We start from the raw sequence: 22,254 nt of genomic DNA, 5'->3' as shown, positions 1-22,254 counted from the left end.
CATTCAACTTCATCAATTGAGAATTATTCTCATCTCATTTTTCTCCGTAATTTATCCTTTTTTTAGTTGTTACTATCAGTGCTTTAGTGTATAATAGTTTTAAGATATCTGAGCATTGAGAGGGCTCAAATCACATACATAAAGGAGAGATTCGCCATGGTAAATTTAATAACAGGTCCTAAGGGCAGCGGAAAGACACAGCAAATGATTGAACTTGCAAATGAGAAGGTGAAAACTTCCAACGGAAACGTCGTATTAGTCAAAAAGAGTCATCGCGATACATACAGCGTAGACTTCAACGTTCGTGCAATCTGCATGGCAGATTACAAAGATATTGCAACACTCGAAGAGTTTATCGGTTTTATTTACGGCATGGTAGCCGGCAACCACGATATTGAAACTATTTTCATTGATGGCGTATTAAAGCAGGCCGACATCACAATTGACAGCCTCCCTGATTTCATCGAAAAGCTGAACAAGATTTCCAAAGAAAATAATATCGAATTCTTTATCAGCGTAAGCGCTGAAAAGAAGGACATAACGAATATAGATCCAGAGTCACCGGATTATTCTTTCCTGAATTAGTCTAAAAAAGGTACATCGGCAGTGTAGGCTGCCCGATGTACCTTTTATATTCCCCATTCTTCTTTCGTTATATGCAGTTTTACTGCTCTTCTGTGCGATCTTTTTCATGGTCTTTCAAATTTTTAATCAGATCCGTGAGTCTGCCACTGCCCTGTACATTGCCAGCAGATTCTCCGCCGGGACATCCGGCATGATGTTATGTTCCTGATTGAAAACGAATCCTCCGTCCGGTGCAAATATGTCGATCATTCTGCGTGTATAATCATACACCACATCAGGAGTCGACCTGTTCAGAACCGATCTTGTGTTGCAGCCGCCGCCCCAGAACGTAATGTCTTTTCCGAATTCACGTTTCAACGTGGCCGGGTCCATCTGGTAGGCTGTTGTCTGAACCGGATTAATCACATCATATCCCGCATCAATCAGGTCTCCCATGATTGGATAAATCGAGCCGCAGGAATGCAGGAATGTCTTCATGTTACTATGCTTGTGAACATATTCATTCAGCTGCGTGTGATAAGGCTTGAACAATGTCTGGTATTTTTCTCTGGACATGAACATTCCGGTATCCATTCCAAGATCGTCTCCGAAACGCAGAATATCAACAATATCCCCTACTGACTCGCACACATTTTTCAGGGTTTCCATGTGGCGGATCATCAGCTGCTCTACCAGTGCCTCCACGTTTTCCGGATCGGCATATGTATCCATCAGGAAATTATCCATTCTACGCAGGAAGGTTCCCCACTCAAACAGATTACACCCACATGTAATCATCAGTGCCCGGTCGGTCTGGCTGCGAAGTGCAAGTGTCCGCTCACGCAATGTCTTATAAAAGTCCTTATCTCCCGCATGGTCCCACGGGCTGTGAACGAGGGCGCTCCATAATACCTTTCCCATCTGGTGGTCCAGATCTGACCAGTCATCGGGATAGTCCTCCACATATGGGAAATAAGTCTGATCAAAGAAAGTAGCCCCAACAGGCATTTTCGCAATCATCGTCCCTTCCTTGTCAAATACAAGGTAATCCCCGTTTTCCTGCTTTACCGGGCGGAACCATACCGGATACTGTCCGATAGAGCCATCTGCAAGCTCTATATCATACCAGTCCTTATCCTTTTCATTAAAAACTCTTCCGATGTCAATTACATCTACACCGAATTTGTCCAGTATCTCCATTTCCGGCTGTGCAACCTGCTGCACAACATCAAAGATACGTGTGTGCCCGTGTGTTATCCCCAGTTCTTTCTTTAAATTGTTATAAGCGATAGCGGATATACCGGAACTGGGTGTTCCCCCAAGGTCCAGTGGCACGTAGTCCGGCTGTTTGTGGTTAATGGATGAGAGTACTCTCTCTCTCGATGTCATCATGATATGTTCCTCCTATTTCTTCTTTTTATTTTTCCTTTGCCCTGCTGTTTTTTCTTACTCTTATTATATAATGCCCAAATTTGTTTACAACCGGGTTATAAAAATTTTTATCTAAACGTTTAGATTATGTTGTTTTTCAACTAGCGCGATGCTATAATAAAAAAAGAAATTTTCTCATGAAGAGGAGCAGCCAATGGTCACTTTAAAAGATGTTGCGAAAGATGCAGGTGTTTCTATTGCAACCGTATCCTGCTGTCTGAGTGGTTCCAGAAATGTAAAACCCGAAACCCGTGTCAGAATTATGGACTCGATTGAAAAGCTTAAGTATATCCCCAATTCGTCTGCCAGAAACCTGAAAACGGCTGATTCCAGAAGAATTGGTGTAGTCCTGACGGATATCGATAATTTTTATCACGCAGAAATCTTCAAAGGAATCTCTGCAGAACTTCAAAGTAAAGGATATCATATTAGTGTTGCATTTTCGAACAATTCTCCCGACATTGAATGTGAAAAGATTGATGATTTCATCAGCAGCAATGTATCCGGGCTCCTGATCATCACATCCCAGCCCGGGAATCAGGAATTCTTCCTGTCGCGGATGAAGCATTATAATATACCGTCCGTGTTTATCGAAAGACGTCCCAGAGGAATTGATTCCAGCTTTGCAGGTTTTGATAATGACAGAACCGTATGTTTCCTGACGGAAAAGCTGTTGGAAAAAGGATATCGGAACATCGCCCTCTTAAGCGGTGCACAGCATTTTTCCTCTGAATCGGATGCCCTGAACGGCTATATGACCGCCCTCTCTTCCTGCGGCCTTCCCTATAATCCTGATATGGTCCAGATTACAAATATGAGCAAAGAGGATGCATTCAAGGCAATGCTGAACCATCCATATTTAGAACAGCTAGATGCTGTTATAGCCACCTCCGGGACAATCGCCGCCGGTGTTCTGGAAGCTCTTAGCGTACAAGGAATCTGTGTACCGGATGACGTGCAGCTGCTGACTCTGGGGGAAGAATCATGGAACCATGCCTCTTCTGCCCCCGGTATGATTCATACAGAGCGTACAGCTTTTACTCTGGGCCGGAAGGCTGCGGAACTGCTGATGGGGCATATAAAGTCCCCTCTGCTTTTCGAAGAACAGAACGTCATTTTTTCTGATGATATTATACACCGGGAACTGCCCCTTAAAGCCCCCCGCCGCAGAAAAACGGCTCCCTCTTCCCAAAAGCCCCTTCGGATTCTGATGCCTGATATGGCAACCGCACACTCTGCAAAACTGCTTTCCAGAAATTTTACACTTCAGACACAGATTCCGGTTGAGATAGACTTTTCGCCCCAGCACCATCTACTGAAGGAAATCATCACAGATATGGAACGCCCGGAAAGCCGCTATGATATCTATATGTATGATGTCCCCTGGCTGGAGTACCTTGTTCAAAACGGCTCTATCGCGAATATAACGGACTTTGTAAACGGAGACCAGTTTCAGCGTTCTGCCCTGATTGAGGGAAGCCTGAATAATTGCATTTATGAATCAAAGTATTACGGTGTTCCAATTGTCAGCGGCTCACAGATTATGTTCTACCGGAAGGACCTGTTTGAAAACCGGGCCGTTCAGAAGGCTTTTAAGGAAAAATACCAGATATCGCTGCGTCCTCCGCGCACATGGACCGAGTTCAACGGTATTGCATCTTTCTTTACCAGAAGTTTCAATCCTGACTCCCCGACAGAATTCGGGACTTCCGTAGCCGGGATTATCGATGAAGAGTTTGCACCTGAAATTCTGATCCGGCTATGGGCCTACGGCGGGAAGATCTGGGATAAGTACAACCGTGTATGCCTCAACACCCCGGAAAACGTAAAAGCTCTGCAGAGTATACTGAGTACAATCCGGTTCACTCCGTCCGGCCCATTTGAAACCTCTATTAAACAGACTGTAACTGATTTCTGTTCCGGACGGACCGCCATGCTGGTTACCTACACGGAATATGCCAACGAGATCAATAGCAGCATCCGGGACCATATCATTGGACGTGCCGGCTATCAGGCACTCCCCGGCAAATCCCCCGCCAGTGTGGGCTGGATTCTGGGGTTGAGCCCATGTACCTCCCAGCCGGATAAGGCTTTCAGCTTTTTCAGGTGGCTGTATCAGAAAGATATCAGCATCTATATGACGATTTTAGACGGCCAGTCTCCTGCTGTCGCTCCGTACCATAACCATGAGCTGCTCAAATTATATCCCTGGCTGGAGCTGACTGAAGAGAGTTTCTCCTATTGCCATAAGCGTACAGGGCCATACAGCAGCAGGTCGCTGATTATACCGAGAAACAGAATTGAAAAGATCCTGTGCGATATCGTTAAAGATATCATCAGAAACGGTACAAGTATTGAGAATGCCCTGGAAGCCGCGCAGATAGAAATGAAGGCACTCTTTCAATCCTATGGCTATCCGAAGCCAATACATTTGCTAACATAAAAGACTTTAACAGAAGGCACTTCATTTCCACCATGCCAGGTGTGCCCTTCCCCTTACTCATAGGGGAGTTGCACACTTTGGCTGCGCTGCGTATGCATCCCACTATCATAATAGCTTCATATACCTCAGAATACGGATCACATCCCGCATCCCGGCCAGATATGCCACTGCACTATAATCTACATTCATGGCATCCCTGCAGTCCAGCAGGTCATGTATGATCTTATCCTGTTCTTTTGTAAGTGTATCCCGCATTGCCATATAAGCTTCTTCCAGTTCAGCCTCTCTTTTACTGTTCTTCTGATATTGGATATCATCCTTCAGTATCTCATATATAGTAGGCTCCCCAATCGTATCAAATGCTGCCTTTAGCTTTTCATGAAAATCTCCGGTTTCCATATTCCACCCTCCTCTATGAATTCTTCCTTTGTCTTTGTAACATACTTAATTATATAAACAAGAAAAGGAAAATACAATAAAGCATTACTTCAATCTGGATTTAGTGATCACTATGTGACTTTTTACGTCCAAACCATCGCAAAAAAGAGTTTTGCTTGCGAAACTCGCGCCTGTGGCGGTTGCATTGCGACATTTACCTTACACGCCGCAGTGCGCATCCCGCCGGATGGGCTTTTTATTTCATAGGACGTACTCTCCTCATATGAAATAAGTAAAAAAATCCGATACTGCAGTTTGAACATGCAGCATCGGATTTTTCATTTTATCCCTACTTCTTTTACTCTGTTCCGGCGTCGGTTTCTCCTCCGTCTCCGTCGTTTGTTTCTGCACCGGCTTTTGTCTCTGTACCTGCCTTCTCTTTGCCATTCAGAGAGAGAACGGTATTGCTGTCCTCGCCCTCTTTATATTCAATCGTTACTTCGTCACCAACATCATATTTGATAATGTCAATGAAGTCTACGACTGATACATCGTATATATCGTCTGAACCTTCCAGCATGATATAGTAATGGGAATTTCCGTCGATTACACCCTGGGCGATCTTCGTGATTTTCGCCGTCATAGTCTCAATCTCACGGGTGTCTTTTTCAACTTCCTTGATTCCGTTGTCATACATCAGTTTAGTGTATGCCTCTTCACATGCGCTGACCGTATCACCGATTGCTACGATCTGATATTTCTGGACATTGACCATTGCATATTTCTTTACGAGTCCGGCATCGTCCTTCAGGGCTATAAAATAGGTCGGTTCCCCTGAAATATTCAGAAGCAGCGGGAATGTCGCCACGTATTTCAGGTTCTGCACCTGGCCTTCGGCGGATGACATCGCGGAATCTTCCGTCGCACCTTCCACTTCATAGAACTTTGTTTCCATTGTACGCTGGTTCATGAGCACGAAACCAACGTTAGACTGGTCACCGCTGACAGATGTGACACCTGTATATACCCATACATCATCATCTATCGCGAGGTAATTATAGCCTGTCGTTGTCTTCAGGCAGTCTTTCTGGCCAAGTATACTGTTAAAATAACCGTGCTTCAGACTTCCATAATAATCATATAATTCTACAAGCAGGTCCGCGGAAAATGCCCTGTCTATCCATTCCGGCGCATCTTCAATGCTGTAATCTGTCGTTTCCCCTGTTACAGCGTTACACAATACCACCCTACCGATCGTTGTTCCCCCGAACAGCCCGATGTTAAACTTCTTTACAGGGCAGACCCAGTATGGGACACCATCATCATCGATTTCAAAACTCAGGTCATTGAAAATATACGTGGGATACTTAAATCTCAGGTGACGATAGATATTTCTGTTAAAGTGGTCACTTGTCGTGTATTTCATGCCCTCTTTCAGTTTAACCAGCTCCGTATTCTGGGTAGCCATGTCAATCTTAATATAGGCAGGAATCCCTTCCTTCTGGTTCGTCAGCCATTTAATCAGGTTCGCATAGCGCAGTGGTGAGACACGCACCGGCTGGTTCTGATAGTTAATCTGACTATACAGTTCATCTACCTCAAACTGTGAAACCATATCTACCATACTTCCCATCTTACGGTTTCCTAAGATTGCTGCAGAATCCCTGTCCAGAAGCGGAATCTGGTCGAAAGACAGTTCCTCGATATCCTTTGTGAATTCCCCGTCTTTTACGGTCAAAAGCTTCTGGTATTTCTTTGCGTTTACAATCGGAGAAGACAACAGGGAACCAATCAGGTAAGCCGCAATTACGAGAATCAGCAGTCCCCCTATTGCCTTGAGTCCTTTTGATTCCTTAAACGTGTACCTCGTCAGCCTTTTTCTTCTGACAAAGATCAAAATAATTACGATGATCAATACGATCAGAAACATCCAGAAGTCGGATGAATGGATATTAATTGCGGGCAGCGCCACATAATAGTAAATCGCCGCAAGCAGAATAATGCCAACAACCGCCAAAAGTTTCATTTTTCCTTTTTTCATACTTTTTCCTTTCTGCCTATCCTGTTAGTGCCAATGTTCTGAAATACTTTCTTCCCCAATGAAATCCCCTAAAACCGTCTGCGCCACAAATCCGGAGATAGCAGGAGGAGATATGGGAATATCTCCAGTCTTCCTACAAGCATGTCAAGACAGAATACAATCTTGGACAATGCTGAGAAGTCATAGAAGTTTTCCACGGGTCCTATCTGGGAAAGACCCGGTCCGACGTTATTCAGAGTCGTAAGTACGGCACTAAATGTAGTCGTAAAATCATAATTATTGAATGCAACGAGGAAAACAGACCCCATTAAGATCAGGATGTAACATATAAAATAAATATATACGCTATGCATCGTATCTCTGCTGATTTTTCTCCCGTTAATCTGTACTATTGTCACCGACTTCGGGTGCAGCATCCGCCTGATCTCCTGTTTTACACTCTTAAACATGATTAGCAGACGTGATATTTTAATACCGCCTCCGGTCGACCCTGCACATGCACCGATCACCATCAGCCCCAGTATAATAACCTTTGACAGCTCGGGCCACAGGTCAAAATTGGCTGTACAGAATCCCGTCGTCGTGATAATAGCCGCAACCTGAAAGGATGCATATCTGAATGCATGTAAAATGTTCCCATACATCCCCACTATATTCAGCGTGATAAAAATAATCGAACCTGCAATAATTCCTAAATAAGCATGGAGTTCTTCATTTTTTAATACAGTCTTCCACTCCTTCAGGCGAAGCAGGAAATACAGGTTAAAGTTCACTCCGAATAATATCATGAATACCGTAATCACACCGTCAATATATGCACTGTCATAAAACGCGATACTGCTGTTCTTATTGGAGAATCCGCCGGTACCCGCTGTACTGAATGCATGAATCAGAGCATCGTAGAAACTCATTCCACCAAACAGAAGGAACACCACCTCGGCCGCCGTCAGTACAAAATACATCGAATAGAGTATCTTCGCTGTACTTCTGGCCTTGGGAACAAGCTTGTCAGCTTCCGGCCCCGGAACTTCGGCACGCATCAGGTGCATCGAGTTCTCGTCATCCAGAGAAGTCAGCATCATAACAAATACAAGTACTCCCATGCCGCCAATCCAGTGTGTCAGGCTCCTCCAGAAAAGCATCCCCTTCGGCAGAATTTCGATATCTGTGAGTATGGTAGATCCCGTCGTCGTAAAGCCGGAAACAGTCTCGAAAAATGCATTCAGGTAATTCGGTATACTTCCTGAAAGGAAAAATGGCAGCGCACCGAACAGGGACCACAGTATCCATGCAGAGCCTACGATCACAAGACCTTCTTTCCCGTAAATTGTCTTATTTTCCGGCACCTTCCTGCCAAAAGCAAGAAAGATTATGAAAAGAACTACACTCACTACTAAAAAAGTCAATCCACTTTTTTCACCATATAAAAATGCAACCATAGCCGGAATCAAAAGAAGCGCCCCTTCGACCCCCAGCATTTTACTTATGATAAAAACCGTCATCTTATAATTCATCAGTCTGCACCTACATTAAGATATCCTGGATATCCTGGATCTGCTTTTCCATCGTTATGATAATGACACTGTCCCCAACCTTGATACAGTCATCGCCATTCGGAATAATAATCTTGCGCTTTCTTGCGATACCTGCAATCAGGTTGTTCGGCTTTAAGGATAAATCCTTTAAAGGCTTATTTGTATACTTAGTTTCTGATTTTACAATAAATTCAAGTGCCTCTACTTTTCCGTCCACCAGCTGGTACATTGTCTCTACATTTGCACTTCCCTGGGAATTCCGGCGTGCACGCACATAACTCATGATTGCATCTGCCGTTGCCGTCTTCGCGGAAACGATACTGTCAATCCCAAATTCCTCGATCATCCTCGCCCTGCGGTCCTCATTGACCTTGACAATGATCTTGGACACTCCCTGACTCTTTGCAAACAGGGACATGATAATGTTCTCTTCGTCCATTCCTGTCAGGGCTATCAGTGCGTCCGCATCCTGGATTCCTTCCTCCATAAGCAGGTCATGGTCTGACGCATCACCGTTGATGATAGTCGCCTTTGGAAGAAGCTCGCAGAGATTCTCGCACTTCTCTTCTTCTTTCTCGATAATCTTGATCTGCATCCCCAGTTTGCAGAGCTGGGTGGCAAGGTAATAGCTGACACGTCCGCCGCCGCATATGATGACCTTACGGATCTTCTCCCGCTTCTTGCCGAGCAGTTTAAAGAACAATTCAATATCTACATGGGATGCTGCCACATGGAGGCGGTCTCCTGAACGCAGAATATATTCACCGTCCGGAATCACCACATTATCGCCGCGCTCTACAGCGCACACAAGTATCTTGATCTGGAACTTGTTGTACATCTCCGCAAGGGACATGCCTGCCAGCATGCTGTTCTGGGAAAGCGGAAATTCAATGAGCTCTACTCTTCCTTTTACAAATGTCTCTATCTTGCTTGCATCCGGAAACAGTAAAAGACGGGCAATCTCTCCTGCCACTGCCAGTTCAGGATTTACTGCCATGCTCAGGTGCAGGTCCTCCTTTAAAATATCAATCTGTTGATAATAAATCGGATTACGCACCCTGGCAATCGTGTGCCTGGCCCCGAGCCTTCTTGCAATGAGACAGCTTAACATATTGCACTCATCCGTAGATGTGCATGCGATAACCAGGTCCGCATGCGGTACATCTGCCTCCTTCTGTACTGCTACACTTCCCCCATCGCCGGTCACACAGAAAATATCAAGCCGGTCAATAGCAGCACGCAATTTCTTTTCATTGCTGTCGATCATTACAATATCGTAATTCTCTGCGGAGAGCTGTTTTGCCAGCTTATAGCCGACTTTACCGTCTCCAATGATGACTATCTTCATTTGTCTACCCTCAACTTCATTCTTATACCTTATTGAATCTTTCTATAAGGTATGTAATCGCTATTTTTCCATAATGGCAGAGCAATTATAGCACTTTTGAATCGTAAATACAATCGTTTTGCAGATTTCTTAATAAATATTAAACCGGGTCTGCAAAAGGGATAAAATAAGCCGGCCAGCGGCCGGCTTATTTTATGATTTCAGCGATGTTAGGATACCATTCCATTGCCTTTTTAATGGCTCTTTTCGTGGGCAGCCCATTGCCTGAAAGAACGACCAGATCGTTTGTCACTCCTAAACTGCCTTTGAATACTTCTGCATGGAACATTTCCCCGGTGCAGCTGATCAGGTAACAGCCCTCCTGAAGTTCTAGGATTCCTTTCACACGGTATGTGTCAATTAAGAACATTTCCAGAAATTTCTGCAGCGTATATAGTGTCTGGTTCTCTTTAATGTGCAGCAGGTATTTACGCAGAGTGATATCCGCACTTTGCATCAGGTCCGCATCTTCCCCACGGGCCTCTGACATGCGGTCGAGCCATTCTTTTTTTATACGGCCGAACGTAGTCTCGTAGACAGGGACATCCGGCCGGTGGTTACGGATTGTTTTTCTGATATCTGCGACAGTTTCCGGCGTGGCAAGGTCTGTCTTATTGATCAGGACCATATCGCTGACTGCTATCTGCTTTTTTACCACGACCGCCGTCCCATACACTTTAAGGAACTGCTTTGCATCAATCAGGCAGATGCTCCCCATGTATTCGGCAGACTCGAATTTTCCTTCCTGATCCAGGATTTTTCTTACGTTTGTCGGGTTGGAAAGGCCCGATGCTTCTATTATAATAACATCAGGCTGCCTGACGAGTGCCTTTTCGAGCACTTCTTCAAATTTATCCAATCTGCATGAACAGAAGATCGAACCATTATTGATCTCATCCAGAACCATACCGAGCTCATCCAGAATTCTGCCGTCGACTCCTTCTTTTCCGAATTCATTTACAATCAGGTGAATGCGTTCCCCTGAAAATTCCTTTATAAAGTTTTTCAGAAAAGTAGTTTTACCGGCTCCTAAGAAGCCGGTAATTAAATACAGTCTGCTCATTATTTCATCACAGCCCTGATAGCTGCTTCCAGATCTTCTTTTGCCGGTACAAGAGAGCGGAATTTTAACTCTCCGTTAATGTACATGGACGGAAGATTCGGCACTCCCATCTTCTTGCAGCGTGCAATGTTCTCTTTGATGGTGAACTTATATTCTACCATGTCGATTGCATCTCCAAATGTCTCTTTTGCCTCCTTTGCGGCACCCATCATATAAGTGCAGGCAGCACAGGTCGCAGAATCCAGTGTGAAGACTTCCACAAGCGGTTTCTCAAGATGCCCGTAATCCGGCAGTTCCACTTCTATCTCTTCGTCTGCGGCAACATAGTTCTTCAGAATTTCACGCACGGCATCCGTCTCGTGTATCGCCTGTACCGCACCGATCGTATTTTCAACCGGCACCGCATAAGGCATATCACATCCGGGAGCAAGGATGAAGTTTTTCTTGTCCTCCAGTTTATCCAGAAGATCAACCACAAACTTCATGTTGTCCTGCTGTGTCCCATGCAGCATGACCGTTGTCAAAGGAATATTCCCTCCGATTGCCACATTATATTTATCCGTAATCTTCTTGGCAGCAAACAGGTCAACGTTTTCATCGATGGAAATGGAATCCGGCTTTGTCTGGCACATCACTTCTATGTTCCTCGTAGCGTCCCCACATACGAAGAAGGAAGAAAGTGCCCCTAATTCACGGATATGGGCAAATAATTTACTGAACGGCTCGCTCATAAACTGTTCAAAGTGATCAGAAGAAATCTGGGAGATCAGCGGGTCAACCACTGCAATCACATCCATGCCTGCCTCGATATAATACTCTGCCATCTTCATTGCAATCGCATTACAGTATGCCAGAAATTCAATCACGGCATCCTCGTCGTCATACATATCCATAAAAATATCATTTCCACGCAGGTGTGTTGCAAGTGTAAACGGTCCGCAGATCAGTCCGTATAAAGCTGTCGTACCGCCTACTGCTTCTTTCATTCTTCTCATCACATTCAGAATCATCGGAATACGTCCTGATTCTTTCGTCGGTATCGTGCAGTAGCAAGGTGTTTCCAGATCTTCCGTGCCTTCCAGCGGATGTTTTGCAACAGACGGTGGGGCATCTTTCGCCCATACGAGATCACATCCCAGACATTCGGCCTCCACCTGCAGGTCAAAGATCACCGGCTGCCCGGATGGTTTATAAAGCTTGTTTACCTCCATCAGTGACTGAAACAGCTTTTCTTCGTCCTGTAAGACTTCTGTTGCATCATACCCGAGAAGGCTGCCCGCATGTACGCCTGCAAATGGTATCCATGCTACCTGCTCTGTTTCCTCATGGTGCAGTGTTTTCAATAATAATTCTTTCTGATTCATGTTTGTATCTCTCCTTTAATATTTATAATTATTTTTTTATGCACGAGTCACATATTCGGCCTGGGCCAGCATATCTTTTACATTCTGAATGGAAAAACCGCGTCCGTTCCCGGTCTCCGCGTTTACATCCCTCGGATTCATCCCGACTTCCGCATATAACTGGTTCACACCTGCTATCAAAGCCATCGCCTTTGGTTCATGGACATTCATAGACTTCTTCGGTCTCGTAACAAGTCTTGCCGCTGCAGCGATTTTCGTCAGTTCCAGATCTGTAATCTCCCCCTTCTCATAAAGAGGAGTCCCCGGGACACCGACACGTTTCATGCATGCCATGACATTTACATCATATGCCCTTGCACGCAGCATCTCATCCGCGATCTGGCCGTATGTATGCTCGGGCCCAATCGGTTCTACACAGTAGATCAATTCCAATCCGGCATTTTTAAGGGCATCGAGTGTGGCGATTCTCTTTTCCACCGGGAGGTCTGTATCAATTCCCTCATTCATTCTTACAATATGGTATACCCCCGTAAAACCGGCCTCTTTCAGACGTACTGCTGTGTCCTCATTAAAATCACCGATATTGGCAATAAACATCATGTCCTCTGGAAGCAGTTTTTTTACTTCTTTGGCAATCTGGAGAAATTTTTCTATACTGTAATCTGCAGTTGTCATCAGAAACAGTGCATCTGCCTTTTCTTCTACGATCCACCTTGCCTGCTGAAGAATCTCTTCCAATGACTTTTCGGATTTTTCCTCTGCCACAAAATTGTCTTTCCCAAGTGAACAAAACTTACAATTACCGGCGCACGGTGCGCTGTTCAGACCGATCTGTGCAAAAACATATCCTCTTTGTCCGAATTCTTTTCTTGATAATTCATTTGCCTTTTGAATCAATGTGTAAAAATCTGCCGACTGATTGTTGATACTCAGCAGTTCCAGCGCATCTTCTTTCGTCAAATCCTCATTCGCATCTACTTTAGCAAATATCTCTTCAACTCTGCTGCTTTGTAATCCCTCTGTATTCATATAATGTCACGCCTCCGTTCTTTTCTGTTCTTATCATATAAATTTCAAGAACTTTCTTCCTGTACTTTTTTTTGATATTTTGTAATAAATAAGGATGATATGAATAAATGCACAAAAAAACTCCGTACAGCCGATTTTCATCAAGCTATACGGAGTGCTTATTCTATTCTTCCGCAGCCCTTGCTGCAATTTCCTTCTCCTGTACATCAGACGGTGCCTGCTCATATCTTGCAAATTCATAAGCATAAGTGCCGCGGCCTCCAGTCATGGATCGGAGTACTGTACAGTATCCGAATAATCCTGTCATCGGGATATCTGCTTCGATCACCTGCTTACCACCCGCTATCGGATTCATTCCGAGCACGCGCCCACGTCTCTTGTTCAGATCACCCATAACATCACCGGTATATTCATCCGGAACTGTCACTTTCAAGGAAGCGATTGGTTCAAGGAGAACCGGTCCTGCCTCCATAAAGCCTTTCTTAAATGCCTGGACTGTAGCCGTCTTAAATGCCATCTCTGAGGAGTCAACCGGATGGTAAGATCCATCATATAGGATAGCCTTCACACCTACAACCGGGTATCCTGCAAGTGGTCCCTTCACAACGGAATCCTGAAGGCCCTTCTCTACTGCCGGGAAATAATTCTTCGGCACTGCCCCGCCGACAACAACCTCTTCAAATATATATGGCGTCTCAAGGTCGCCTGATGGTTCGAACTTCATCTTAACATGGCCATACTGTCCATGTCCGCCTGACTGCTTTTTATACTTTGTATCTACATCAGATTTCTTGCGGATCGTCTCCCTGAATGCTACCTTAGGCATTTCCAGAATGACATCTACTTTATATCTGGAAGCAAGCTTGCTCACTGTAATCTCCAGATGCTGGTCCCCCATACCATAAAGTAAAGACTGACGGTTCTCACTGTCATTGACAGCCTTCAGAGTCATATCTTCCGCCATCATCTTAGCCAGAGCCTGTGATACCTTGTCATCATCGCCTTTGGTCTTCACTGAATACTTCATATATGTATAAGGAACAGAAAAGTCTGTCCTTGCGAAAGATACCGGCGTTGCCTTTGTGGAGAGTGTATCCCCGGTGCGTGTGTTGGAAAGCTTCGCAATCGCTCCGATATCACCTGCAAATAATTCTGTCACTTCCGACGGCTTATTCCCGCACATCGTATAAATTTTGCCCGGCTTCTCTTCTGCATCCGAGTCCGCATTATAGAGCACATCATCGCCCTTGATAACACCTGAGCATACTTTTACGAAGGAATATTTACCGATGAACGGGTCTACCATTGTCTTAAAGACATAGGCTGTCTTAGCCTTTGAGAATTCATAGTTCGCTTCAAAGATCTCGTTCGTCCTGCGGTTCAGTCCTGCACAGCTCCTTCTGTCCGGGCTCGGGAAGAATCTTACAATATCAGATAACAGGTTTGCAACTCCCTGTGCCTGTACATTGGACCCCATAGCTACAGGAACGATGTCCCCGTCCATAACCTCTGTACGCATGGCTGCACGAATCTCTTCTACGGAGAACTCTTCCCCTGCAAAATATCTCTCCATAAATTCATCACTCGTCTCGGCTACCGCCTCCATCAGTGAATCTCTCAGGATCTCGAGGTTCGGCAGACAGTAATCCGGAATCTCGCATTCCTCTCTCTGTCCGATATCTGTATATCTTCTTGCCGCATTCTTAATAACATTAATATATCCAACCAGCTTCTCATTCTCACGGATCGGCTGGAAATGAGGTGCTATCTTCTTCCCGTATCTCTCTGTCAGGTCTGCCACCACCTGGCGGAAGCTGGCATCATCCACGTCCATCTCTGTGACATAGACCATACGCGGGAGATTGTACTTATCGCACAGTTCCCATGCCTTCTCCGTACCAACCTGTACGCCGGCCTTACCGGATACAACAATAACAGCTGCATCAGCTGCACTTACTGCTTCCTCTACCTCACCGACAAAGTCAAAGTATCCCGGTGTATCCAGAATATTGATCTTAGCCTTCTCCCACTCAACCGGGATCAGAGTTGTGCTGATAGAGAATCCGCGTTTCTGCTCTTCTTTATCAAAATCACTAACCGTATTAGAATCGGAAATCTTACCCATACGGTTCGTTGCCCCTGATACATACAACATCGCCTCTGCCAGGCTCGTCTTGCCACTTCCGCCGTGGCCAAGCAATACTACGTTCCTAATCTCGTCTGTTCTGTAAACCTTCATGCTGCTGCCTCCTTGTGTGTCGTTATTATGCGCATGCTTTATAATGTACTTCCGGCGCACACGTGTTATGTGTATATTGTACTAAAAAACGAGTCGTATTACAACTGCTTTATGAATTTTTAACAAAGATTTTTTGCTTCGAAAGTCCGTTTACTTTTCCCCGTTAAAATGGTAAACTGGTTAATGTGAAATTTATTAGATTACTACCAGAAAGGACTTACAGTATGATGACTAAAAAGATTGGATTTATTGGTCTGGGGTTGATCGGCGGTTCTATTGCCAAGGCTGTGCGGCAGTATTTTCCGGAATACGAGCTGCTGGCTTTTGATAAGAGTAAAGAGACACTGGCTTTGGCGGTTCAGGAGGGGACGATCCATACTTCCTGCTCTTCAATAGATGAAAATTTCAGGGGGTGCGCTTATATATTTCTATGTGCCCCGATTGCTTATAATACAGCTTATCTCAGCCAGCTTAAGGATTTCGTGGGTTCAGAATGTATCCTGACGGACGTGGGGAGCGTAAAGAGCTCTATCCATGAAGAGATCATACAGCTCGGGCTGGAAGAGAATTTCATCGGCGGGCACCCGATGGCCGGTTCCGAAAAAAGCGGGTTTGTGAATTCAAAACCGGTTCTGATCGAAAATGCCTACTATATTCTGACGCCTTCGGCAAAAGTTTCCCCGGCAAAGGTAGATGCATACAGGGAATTTGTAACGGCCCTGAAGGCACTCCCTGTTGTCCTTAACTACGAGGAGCATGATTATGTCACCGGGACGATCAGCCACCTGCCCCACATTATTGCTTCCAGTCTCGTAAATTTTGTGCGCGATACGGATACGAAGGATGAGCTGATGAAGAATCTGGCTGCAGGGGGATTCAAAGATATCACGCGTATCGCCTCCTCCTCCCCTGTCATGTGGCAGCAGATATGTTTGAAGAATAAGAAAAATATTTCCCAGATACTGGAAGATTATATCGGAGTGCTTCAGGAAGCGAAGAAAGCGGTCGACGAGGGGGCGGAGGGCGAGCTCTATTCCCTTTTCGAGGATTCTAAGGACTACAGGGATTCCATGCCGAATAGTTCGGCAGGCCCTATCAAGAAAAGCTTTGCACTCTACTGTGACATTATTGATGAGGCCGGCGGTATCGCAACCATCGCTACCATTCTTGCGAGCAACAATATCAGTATTAAGAATATCGGGATTATACATAACAGAGAGTTCGAAGAGGGCGTACTGAGAATTGAATTCTATGACGGACCTTCTTCCAATAAGGCGGCGGAACTCTTGAAGAAATACAGATACATCGTTTATGAAGTTTAATGTGTGCAGATGCAGAAATACACACAAGGATACAGAAAGGATATACAAAAATTTATGGAATTAACGAATATTACAGGATTAAGAGGGGAAGTTTCCGTTCCCGGCGACAAATCTATTTCCCACAGATGCATTATGTTTGGGTCCATCGCGAAAGGGACGACTGAGGTTCATAATTTTCTGGAAGGTGCCGACTGTCTGGCTACGATCAATTGTTTCCGCAGGCTAGGGATCGATATCGTCGAGGACGGTGATATCATTACCGTACATGGAAAAGGACTGCACGGACTGAGCGCCCCGGACGATATACTGGATGTAGGCAACAGCGGAACGACTACCCGGCTGATCTCAGGCATTCTTGCCGGACAGTCCTTTGACTGCAAGATTTCCGGGGATGATTCGCTGAATTCACGTCCCATGAAACGGATCATCGACCCGCTGACCCGCATGGGGGCGAATATATCCAGCATTCTCCGCAACGGGTGTGCCCCTCTCTATATCACAAAAGGATCCCTCCACGGGATTCATTATATCTCCCCGGTCGCTTCCGCACAGGTCAAATCCTGTATCCTGCTTGCAGGACTTTACGCAGACGGGGAAACTTCTGTCATGGAACCGAGTCTTTCCCGGAACCATACGGAACTGATGCTGAAAGAATTCGGGGCCGACCTGACCACGAAGCACGAACTGGATTCTACAAGGGCGACGGCATCCATCCGTCCCTGCGAAGAATTGTACGGCCAGAAGATCATGGTGCCGGGAGATATCTCCTCTGCGGCATACTTCATAGCCGCCGGTCTGCTTGTCCCTGATTCCGAAATCCTCATCAAAAACACCGGAATCAATCCGACCCGTGCAGGTATCCTGAAAGTATGTGAAGATATGGGCGGGGATATCACTCTCCTGAATGAGCGCACCGAAGGCGGGGAAAAGATTGCCGATATACTGGTCCGTTCCAGTAAACTTCACGGTATAACGATCGAAGGGGATATCATCCCGACCCTGATTGACGAAATTCCTGTCATTGCGGTCATGGCCGCTGTGGCAGAAGGCACAACAATCATACGGGACGCTTCGGAACTGAAGGTAAAAGAAACTGACCGGATCGAGACCGTCACCGACAACCTGACTGCAATGGGCTGCGATGTCACCCCGGCTTTTGACGGAATGGTGATAAATGGCGGCAAGCCGCTTCACGGCGCCACGATCCACACGCTTCTGGACCACAGGATTGCGATGGCCTTCAGCATTGCAGCACTGGTTGCGGAGGGTAATACAAATATCCTTGACAGCCACTGTGTAGATGTATCCTATCCAACCTTTTACGATACTTTTGAGCAGCTCTTATAGGCTGCTCATTACTTCCTCCAACATCTCCCGCACTGTCTTCCCATTCCCCGGATGGTGCTTGTAAGGTGCAATCTCATGCAGCGGCTTTAAGACAAAATCCCGCTTCTGTACTTCAACATGCGGGATGCATAACGTATCTGTCCCCATAATGAGGTCATCATAAAAAATGATATCAAGATCCAGTGTCCTCGGCCCCCAGTGGATGATGCGCTCCCGTCCGGCCTCCTGTTCAATCTCATGAAGGGCTTCCAATAGTTCTTCCGGAGTGAGCAGTGTCTTCAGTTCAAGGCAGCCGTTCAGGAAATCATCCTGATCTGTCACGCCGTAGGGAGGAGTTACCAGCCAGGACGATGTCTTTTCCACACGGCAGCCTTCCCACGCGTCGAGCGCCTTTACTGCGCCGTCCAGATACTGTTGTTTCTCTCCCATATTCGAGCCAAGGGCAATATATGCTGTGTGCCACTGCCGTTCAATCTTTACGGAAACATATTCCAGAGGCAGTCCTACCGGCGCCCACGGCTTCTTTACTTCCAGTTCTACTTTCTGTAAATGCTCTGTATGCAGGAGAAGTTCTTCTGCCAGACTCTCCGCAGCCCGCTCGATAAGCTTAAATGTATGCCTCTTTAAGTACGCATCGATAAACTGGCTCACTTCCCCGTAGTGGATGGATGCGGTTAAGTCGTCCGTCTTTCCCGCACGCCGCGTATCTGTATATAAGGTGGCTGAAACAAGGAACTTCTGCCCCAGTACATTCTCCTCCGGGAACACACCGTGCTTTGCAAATACCTCTAAATTTTCTATCTTAATTTTATCCATGATCATACCCCCTGATGCTCCCTCATGATTGCTTCAGCCATCTTAAGCGCACGCTTATTCGCCTTCACATCATGTACCCTGACAAATGCGCAGCCGCTTAACATTCCCATGACGGTTGTCACTAATGTACCTTCTTCTCTCTGGTCCGCAGGGAGATCCAGCGTCAGACCGATCACCGACTTTCTGGAAGTGCCAAGCAAAACCGGATACCCCAGAAACTGCAGACGGTTCAATTGTTTGATAATCTCCAGATTCATCTCATAAGTCTTACCGAATCCCACACCCGGGTCAAGAATAATCTTGTCCTTCTTAATCCCGGCTTTTCTGGCAATATTTACACTCTTTTCCAGATCCATCAGCACATCTGGAAAGAAGTTCTGGTATTCGGCCTTCTCTCTGTTATGCATCAGACAGCAGGCCGCCCCGCTTTCTGCAATCAGTAAGGCCATGTTTTCATCGTATTTCAGCCCCCAGATATCGTTTACCAGACCGGCTCCTGCTTGAAGGGCCGCCCTTGCGACACGGCTTTTATAAGTGTCAATGGAAACTGGTACATCAAACTCTTTCTTTAGCTTCTCAATGACAGGCGCCGTACGTTCGATCTCCTCTTCTTCTGAGATCTGTACGTGTCCCGGACGTGTGGACTCTCCGCCCACATCCAGAATATCTGCACCCTCCATGACCATCTCCTGCGCATGCGTAAGTGCTGCATCGAGACGGCTGTAACGCCCGCCATCAGAAAAAGAATCCGGTGTTACATTCAGAATTCCCATGATATATGTATGATTGTCTGTGTCAAATTCCCTGCTGCCTATGATCATATGATTATCAATCCTTTCACCACTTTATTTCCATGTTTTTCTTTTCCCTGCTCCAGTTGCATTCCGGTTCGGCCGGACACATACAGCATACCCTGGAGAGCTTGTCGCTTTCATATAAAAGCCTTCCCAGTACCGACATCCCCTCCTTGCTTCTGCGATGTTCCAGAATTGCCTTAAGGATCATCTGCTTTTCTTCTTCTGTAAAGGAGTCTGTGTCCGTAAGTATCTGCCCTGCTATCTTAATCCCCGCTATTTCATGGGGTGTGCCATCCTCATACTGCCTGTATTTACCGATATCATGTAAAAGGGCCGCCGCATAAATGAGCTCTTTTTTCATCCCCAGATCTTCTTCCAGATTACGGATATACGCAATCCTCGCCACATCAAGAAGGTGTGTTATCTGGTGGCGGCAGAATATCCGATCCTTTTCTGCTTCCTCCAGTAATGCATAGCTTTCCCGGTAAAGTGGATGGTTCCTGATTTTTTCTATTGCTTCCATAATATTCTACCTGAGCATCTGGAAAAACTGGTTTGTAAGTTCCGTATTCTCCAGAAATTCGCCGCGTTTGACGATTGTAACTGTCTGGCTCCCCGGCTTTTTGATTCCCCGCATGGTCATGCACATATGCTCCGCCTCGATCATGACAAGGACCCCTTTCGGATTCAGATTCTCCATCAGGGCATCTGCGATCTGCCCCGTCAGCTGTTCCTGAAGCTGCAGCCTCTTGGCAAACACCTCCACGGTCCTTGCAAGCTTGCTTAAGCCCACCACTTTTCCGTCCGGTATATAAGCGATATGGGCCTTTCCATAAAACGGGAGCAGATGGTGTTCGCAGGTCGAATAGAAGGTGATATCTTTCTCAATCACCATCTCGTTATCATCGACATGGAACGTCTTTTTCAAATGTTGTGCCGCATTCTCTTCCATCCCCCCGTATATTTCTTCATACATCCGCGCAATCCTGTCGGGTGTATCTTTCAGTCCTTCACGTGTAATATCTTCCCCGATTCCTTCCAGCAGAAGCTTAACTGCCTGCTTTACTTTTTCCTGATCTATCATAATGTCTCCTTATATGGCTCTACTTTGCTGTCTGACATCCAGACTCTGCCATCTTCATGACCTGTCCTAAATAGGACAGGGAACCAAAAGCCAGTATTACATCCTCTGCACCTGCCACATGGTATGCCGCACCGACTGCCGCACCGATATCAGATACCGCCTCCACACCGGGGCAGTATGGCTCCACTGCTTCCTTAAGTTCTTCCGCTTTCAGGCTGCGCCCTGTATCCGGCAGGTCTACCGTATAGATCTTTTCTGCCAGCGGGGCCATGATCTGTGCGATCTTTGTGTATTCCTTGTCTTTGAATACACCCATAATAAAGATCAGCCTTCTGCCCGCGAAATAATGTTCCAGTGTTTCCCGCAGCTTTAAAGCCGCATCCTCGTTATGTGCCCCGTCTACGATAAACAGAGGCTCCTTATGAATGCAGGTAAACCTCCCGGGCCAGCTTGTTTTCGCAAAACCGTCCCGCACAGCTTTTTCTGTGATATGGAATCCGTTTTCATTCAATCCGTCTATCAATTCAAGAACCGTAACTGCATTACTAATCTGATGTCTTCCCGCCAGTGGAATATGGATATTCTTCCATTTCCCGCAGGTAAATTCCTGTCCGTCCCAGTTCTCCTTAAGCACCACCGCATCTTTTACAGAAGCCGTATACATCCTGCATGAGAGCGCGTCTGCCTTATCCTTTAAAATCTTCATGACTTCCGGCTTCTGCCCTGCCGTCACCACAAAGCATCCCGGCTTGATGATGCCTGCTTTATTACCGGCTATTTCTTCCAGTGTATCCCCTAAAAATCCCATATGGTCCCGGCTGATGGATGCAAAAACGGCAGCAGCCGTACGCTCCACAATATTCGTGGCATCAAGCGTGCCGCCCAGACCGGTTTCCAGTACAACGATATCACAGTTCTTCTTTTTAAAATACAAAAAAGCTATTGCCGTCTCGACCTCAAATACAGTGGGGCTTGCTTCCCCTGAGGTTTCCATACGTGCAATAGCTTTCTGAACTTCTTCCACTAATCCGGCGAAATCTTCTTCCGGTATCCATTCTCCGTCTACCTGAATCCGCTCTAAATAGGAAACCACTGTTGGCGATACATATCTCCCGGTCCTGTATCCTGCCTCACTTAAGATTGTAGAAGTGTATGCAAGCACAGATCCCTTTCCATTCGTTCCTGCGATATGTATGAACGTAAGGTCATCCTGAGGATTCCCAAGTTCACGCAACAGACCTCGAATCGTATCCAAGCCAAGTACACTTCCGTATTTCGACACTTCGTCCAAATATACCCTTGCTTCTTTATAGGTCACGTTTCTCGTTTCCTTTCCTTTTTTCAAATATCTAAATATGCCTTGTCGTGATTTCATTATCACTGTTGTCCATCATAGCACTAAATCAGATATATC

General features: G+C 45.9%; 18 protein-coding genes. 4 read left to right on the top strand and 14 right to left on the bottom strand.

Annotation, left to right across the window (positions count from 1 at the left end; translation table 11 throughout):
- Positions 1 to 156 precede the first annotated feature (156 nt).
- Positions 157 to 585, top strand: a complete 429-nt coding sequence (locus tag ABIN22_RS08690; protein WP_109733832.1) for a hypothetical protein — start codon at positions 157 to 159, stop codon at positions 583 to 585.
- A 126-nt stretch (positions 586 to 711) separates the two neighbouring features.
- Here the strand turns inward: ABIN22_RS08690 and ABIN22_RS08685 are convergent, their stop codons facing one another.
- Complete coding sequence (locus tag ABIN22_RS08685; protein ID WP_242996266.1) at positions 712 to 1,956, bottom strand: uroporphyrinogen decarboxylase family protein; 1,245 nt, start codon at positions 1,954 to 1,956, stop codon at positions 712 to 714.
- Between the two features lie 193 nt (positions 1,957 to 2,149).
- Between ABIN22_RS08685 and ABIN22_RS08680 the strand changes: the two genes are divergently transcribed.
- Positions 2,150 to 4,438: an extracellular solute-binding protein gene (locus tag ABIN22_RS08680; protein ID WP_346907978.1), complete on the top strand. Its 2,289-nt coding sequence runs from the start codon at positions 2,150 to 2,152 to the stop codon at positions 4,436 to 4,438.
- 105 nt (positions 4,439 to 4,543) lie between these two features.
- Here ABIN22_RS08680 and ABIN22_RS08675 read toward each other — a convergent pair whose 3' ends face one another.
- From ABIN22_RS08675 to ABIN22_RS08640, 8 genes are all read right to left on the bottom strand, one after another.
- On the bottom strand, positions 4,544 to 4,837 hold the full coding sequence (locus tag ABIN22_RS08675) for a hypothetical protein (protein ID WP_109733830.1): 294 nt from the start codon (positions 4,835 to 4,837) through the stop codon (positions 4,544 to 4,546).
- A gap of 337 nt (positions 4,838 to 5,174) precedes the next feature.
- Positions 5,175 to 6,857, bottom strand: a complete 1,683-nt coding sequence (locus ABIN22_RS08670) for a CvpA family protein (protein ID WP_346907976.1) — start codon at positions 6,855 to 6,857, stop codon at positions 5,175 to 5,177.
- 68 nt (positions 6,858 to 6,925) lie between these two features.
- Positions 6,926 to 8,371: a TrkH family potassium uptake protein gene (locus ABIN22_RS08665; RefSeq protein ID WP_118621704.1), complete on the bottom strand. Its 1,446-nt coding sequence runs from the start codon at positions 8,369 to 8,371 to the stop codon at positions 6,926 to 6,928.
- Positions 8,372 to 8,381: 10 nt separating this feature from the next.
- The gene (trkA, locus tag ABIN22_RS08660) at positions 8,382 to 9,740 is read right to left on the bottom strand and encodes a Trk system potassium transporter TrkA (RefSeq protein ID WP_109733827.1); all 1,359 of its coding nucleotides are present in this window, start codon (positions 9,738 to 9,740) and stop codon (positions 8,382 to 8,384) included.
- 187 nt (positions 9,741 to 9,927) lie between these two features.
- The gene (locus ABIN22_RS08655; RefSeq protein WP_346907974.1) at positions 9,928 to 10,842 is read right to left on the bottom strand and encodes a GTP-binding protein; all 915 of its coding nucleotides are present in this window, start codon (positions 10,840 to 10,842) and stop codon (positions 9,928 to 9,930) included.
- Complete coding sequence (locus ABIN22_RS08650; RefSeq protein ID WP_109733825.1) at positions 10,842 to 12,206, bottom strand: uroporphyrinogen decarboxylase family protein; 1,365 nt, start codon at positions 12,204 to 12,206, stop codon at positions 10,842 to 10,844. Before ABIN22_RS08650 ends, ABIN22_RS08655 begins: the two co-directional genes overlap by 1 nt.
- Positions 12,207 to 12,242: 36 nt before the next feature.
- Positions 12,243 to 13,235, bottom strand: coding sequence for a radical SAM protein (locus tag ABIN22_RS08645; protein WP_346907971.1), 993 nt, complete (start codon positions 13,233 to 13,235; stop codon positions 12,243 to 12,245).
- Positions 13,236 to 13,398: 163 nt separating this feature from the next.
- Complete coding sequence (locus ABIN22_RS08640; RefSeq protein ID WP_346907969.1) at positions 13,399 to 15,474, bottom strand: elongation factor G; 2,076 nt, start codon at positions 15,472 to 15,474, stop codon at positions 13,399 to 13,401.
- Between the two features lie 224 nt (positions 15,475 to 15,698).
- On the opposite strand from ABIN22_RS08640, the gene ABIN22_RS08635 reads away from it, so the two are divergent.
- Complete coding sequence (locus ABIN22_RS08635; protein WP_346907967.1) at positions 15,699 to 16,796, top strand: prephenate dehydrogenase/arogenate dehydrogenase family protein; 1,098 nt, start codon at positions 15,699 to 15,701, stop codon at positions 16,794 to 16,796.
- A gap of 54 nt (positions 16,797 to 16,850) precedes the next feature.
- Positions 16,851 to 18,143 (top strand): 3-phosphoshikimate 1-carboxyvinyltransferase, encoded by a 1,293-nt coding sequence (gene aroA, locus ABIN22_RS08630; protein ID WP_118621719.1) that lies wholly within the window; start codon positions 16,851 to 16,853, stop codon positions 18,141 to 18,143.
- Here aroA and folK read toward each other — a convergent pair.
- The 5 genes from folK to ABIN22_RS08605 are packed head-to-tail and all read right to left on the bottom strand — an operon-like array spanning position 18,138 to position 22,158.
- Positions 18,138 to 18,959 carry a 2-amino-4-hydroxy-6-hydroxymethyldihydropteridine diphosphokinase gene (gene folK / locus ABIN22_RS08625; RefSeq protein WP_109733820.1) on the bottom strand — a complete coding sequence of 274 codons (822 nt, stop codon included), beginning with the start codon at positions 18,957 to 18,959 and terminating at the stop codon, positions 18,138 to 18,140. The two genes, aroA and folK, sit on opposite strands and share 6 nt — an antisense overlap.
- A 2-nt stretch (positions 18,960 to 18,961) precedes the next feature.
- The gene (gene folP, locus ABIN22_RS08620) at positions 18,962 to 19,780 is read right to left on the bottom strand and encodes a dihydropteroate synthase (protein WP_346907964.1); all 819 of its coding nucleotides are present in this window, start codon (positions 19,778 to 19,780) and stop codon (positions 18,962 to 18,964) included.
- Positions 19,781 to 19,796: 16 nt separating this feature from the next.
- Positions 19,797 to 20,279 carry an HD domain-containing protein gene (locus tag ABIN22_RS08615; RefSeq protein WP_109733818.1) on the bottom strand — a complete coding sequence of 161 codons (483 nt, stop codon included), beginning with the start codon at positions 20,277 to 20,279 and terminating at the stop codon, positions 19,797 to 19,799.
- Positions 20,280 to 20,285: 6 nt separating this feature from the next.
- Positions 20,286 to 20,840 carry a GTP cyclohydrolase I FolE gene (gene folE, locus ABIN22_RS08610; RefSeq protein WP_109733817.1) on the bottom strand — a complete coding sequence of 185 codons (555 nt, stop codon included), beginning with the start codon at positions 20,838 to 20,840 and terminating at the stop codon, positions 20,286 to 20,288.
- A 19-nt stretch (positions 20,841 to 20,859) separates the two neighbouring features.
- The gene (locus ABIN22_RS08605; RefSeq protein ID WP_430517198.1) at positions 20,860 to 22,158 is read right to left on the bottom strand and encodes a bifunctional folylpolyglutamate synthase/dihydrofolate synthase; all 1,299 of its coding nucleotides are present in this window, start codon (positions 22,156 to 22,158) and stop codon (positions 20,860 to 20,862) included.
- Positions 22,159 to 22,254: the final 96 nt, after the last annotated feature.

The organism is Faecalicatena orotica (genome assembly GCF_905197545.1).
Lineage (GTDB): Bacteria > Bacillota > Clostridia > Lachnospirales > Lachnospiraceae > Faecalicatena_A > Faecalicatena_A orotica.
The sequence above is the reverse complement of the archived record's forward strand: the minus strand, read 5'-3'. Positions and strand labels throughout refer to the sequence as shown.

Excerpts from the sequence above, each read along its gene's own strand:
- folP (WP_346907964.1), bottom strand. The coding sequence starts at position 19,780 with ATGATCATAGGCAGCAGGGAATTTGACACAGACAATCATACATATATC.
- folK (WP_109733820.1), bottom strand. The coding sequence starts at position 18,959 with ATGGATAAAATTAAGATAGAAAATTTAGAGGTATTTGCAAAGCACGGT.
- folE (WP_109733817.1), bottom strand. The coding sequence starts at position 20,840 with ATGATAGATCAGGAAAAAGTAAAGCAGGCAGTTAAGCTTCTGCTGGAA.
- ABIN22_RS08615 (WP_109733818.1), bottom strand. The coding sequence starts at position 20,279 with ATGGAAGCAATAGAAAAAATCAGGAACCATCCACTTTACCGGGAAAGC.
- ABIN22_RS08650 (WP_109733825.1), bottom strand. The coding sequence starts at position 12,206 with ATGAATCAGAAAGAATTATTATTGAAAACACTGCACCATGAGGAAACA.
- ABIN22_RS08690 (WP_109733832.1), top strand. The coding sequence starts at position 157 with ATGGTAAATTTAATAACAGGTCCTAAGGGCAGCGGAAAGACACAGCAA.
- ABIN22_RS08680 (WP_346907978.1), top strand. The coding sequence starts at position 2,150 with ATGGTCACTTTAAAAGATGTTGCGAAAGATGCAGGTGTTTCTATTGCA.
- ABIN22_RS08685 (WP_242996266.1), bottom strand. The coding sequence starts at position 1,956 with ATGATGACATCGAGAGAGAGAGTACTCTCATCCATTAACCACAAACAG.
- ABIN22_RS08675 (WP_109733830.1), bottom strand. The coding sequence starts at position 4,837 with ATGGAAACCGGAGATTTTCATGAAAAGCTAAAGGCAGCATTTGATACG.
- ABIN22_RS08640 (WP_346907969.1), bottom strand. The coding sequence starts at position 15,474 with ATGAAGGTTTACAGAACAGACGAGATTAGGAACGTAGTATTGCTTGGC.
- ABIN22_RS08645 (WP_346907971.1), bottom strand. The coding sequence starts at position 13,235 with ATGAATACAGAGGGATTACAAAGCAGCAGAGTTGAAGAGATATTTGCT.
- ABIN22_RS08670 (WP_346907976.1), bottom strand. The coding sequence starts at position 6,857 with ATGAAAAAAGGAAAAATGAAACTTTTGGCGGTTGTTGGCATTATTCTG.
- aroA (WP_118621719.1), top strand. The coding sequence starts at position 16,851 with ATGGAATTAACGAATATTACAGGATTAAGAGGGGAAGTTTCCGTTCCC.
- ABIN22_RS08665 (WP_118621704.1), bottom strand. The coding sequence starts at position 8,371 with ATGAATTATAAGATGACGGTTTTTATCATAAGTAAAATGCTGGGGGTC.
- trkA (WP_109733827.1), bottom strand. The coding sequence starts at position 9,740 with ATGAAGATAGTCATCATTGGAGACGGTAAAGTCGGCTATAAGCTGGCA.
- ABIN22_RS08655 (WP_346907974.1), bottom strand. The coding sequence starts at position 10,842 with ATGAGCAGACTGTATTTAATTACCGGCTTCTTAGGAGCCGGTAAAACT.
- ABIN22_RS08635 (WP_346907967.1), top strand. The coding sequence starts at position 15,699 with ATGATGACTAAAAAGATTGGATTTATTGGTCTGGGGTTGATCGGCGGT.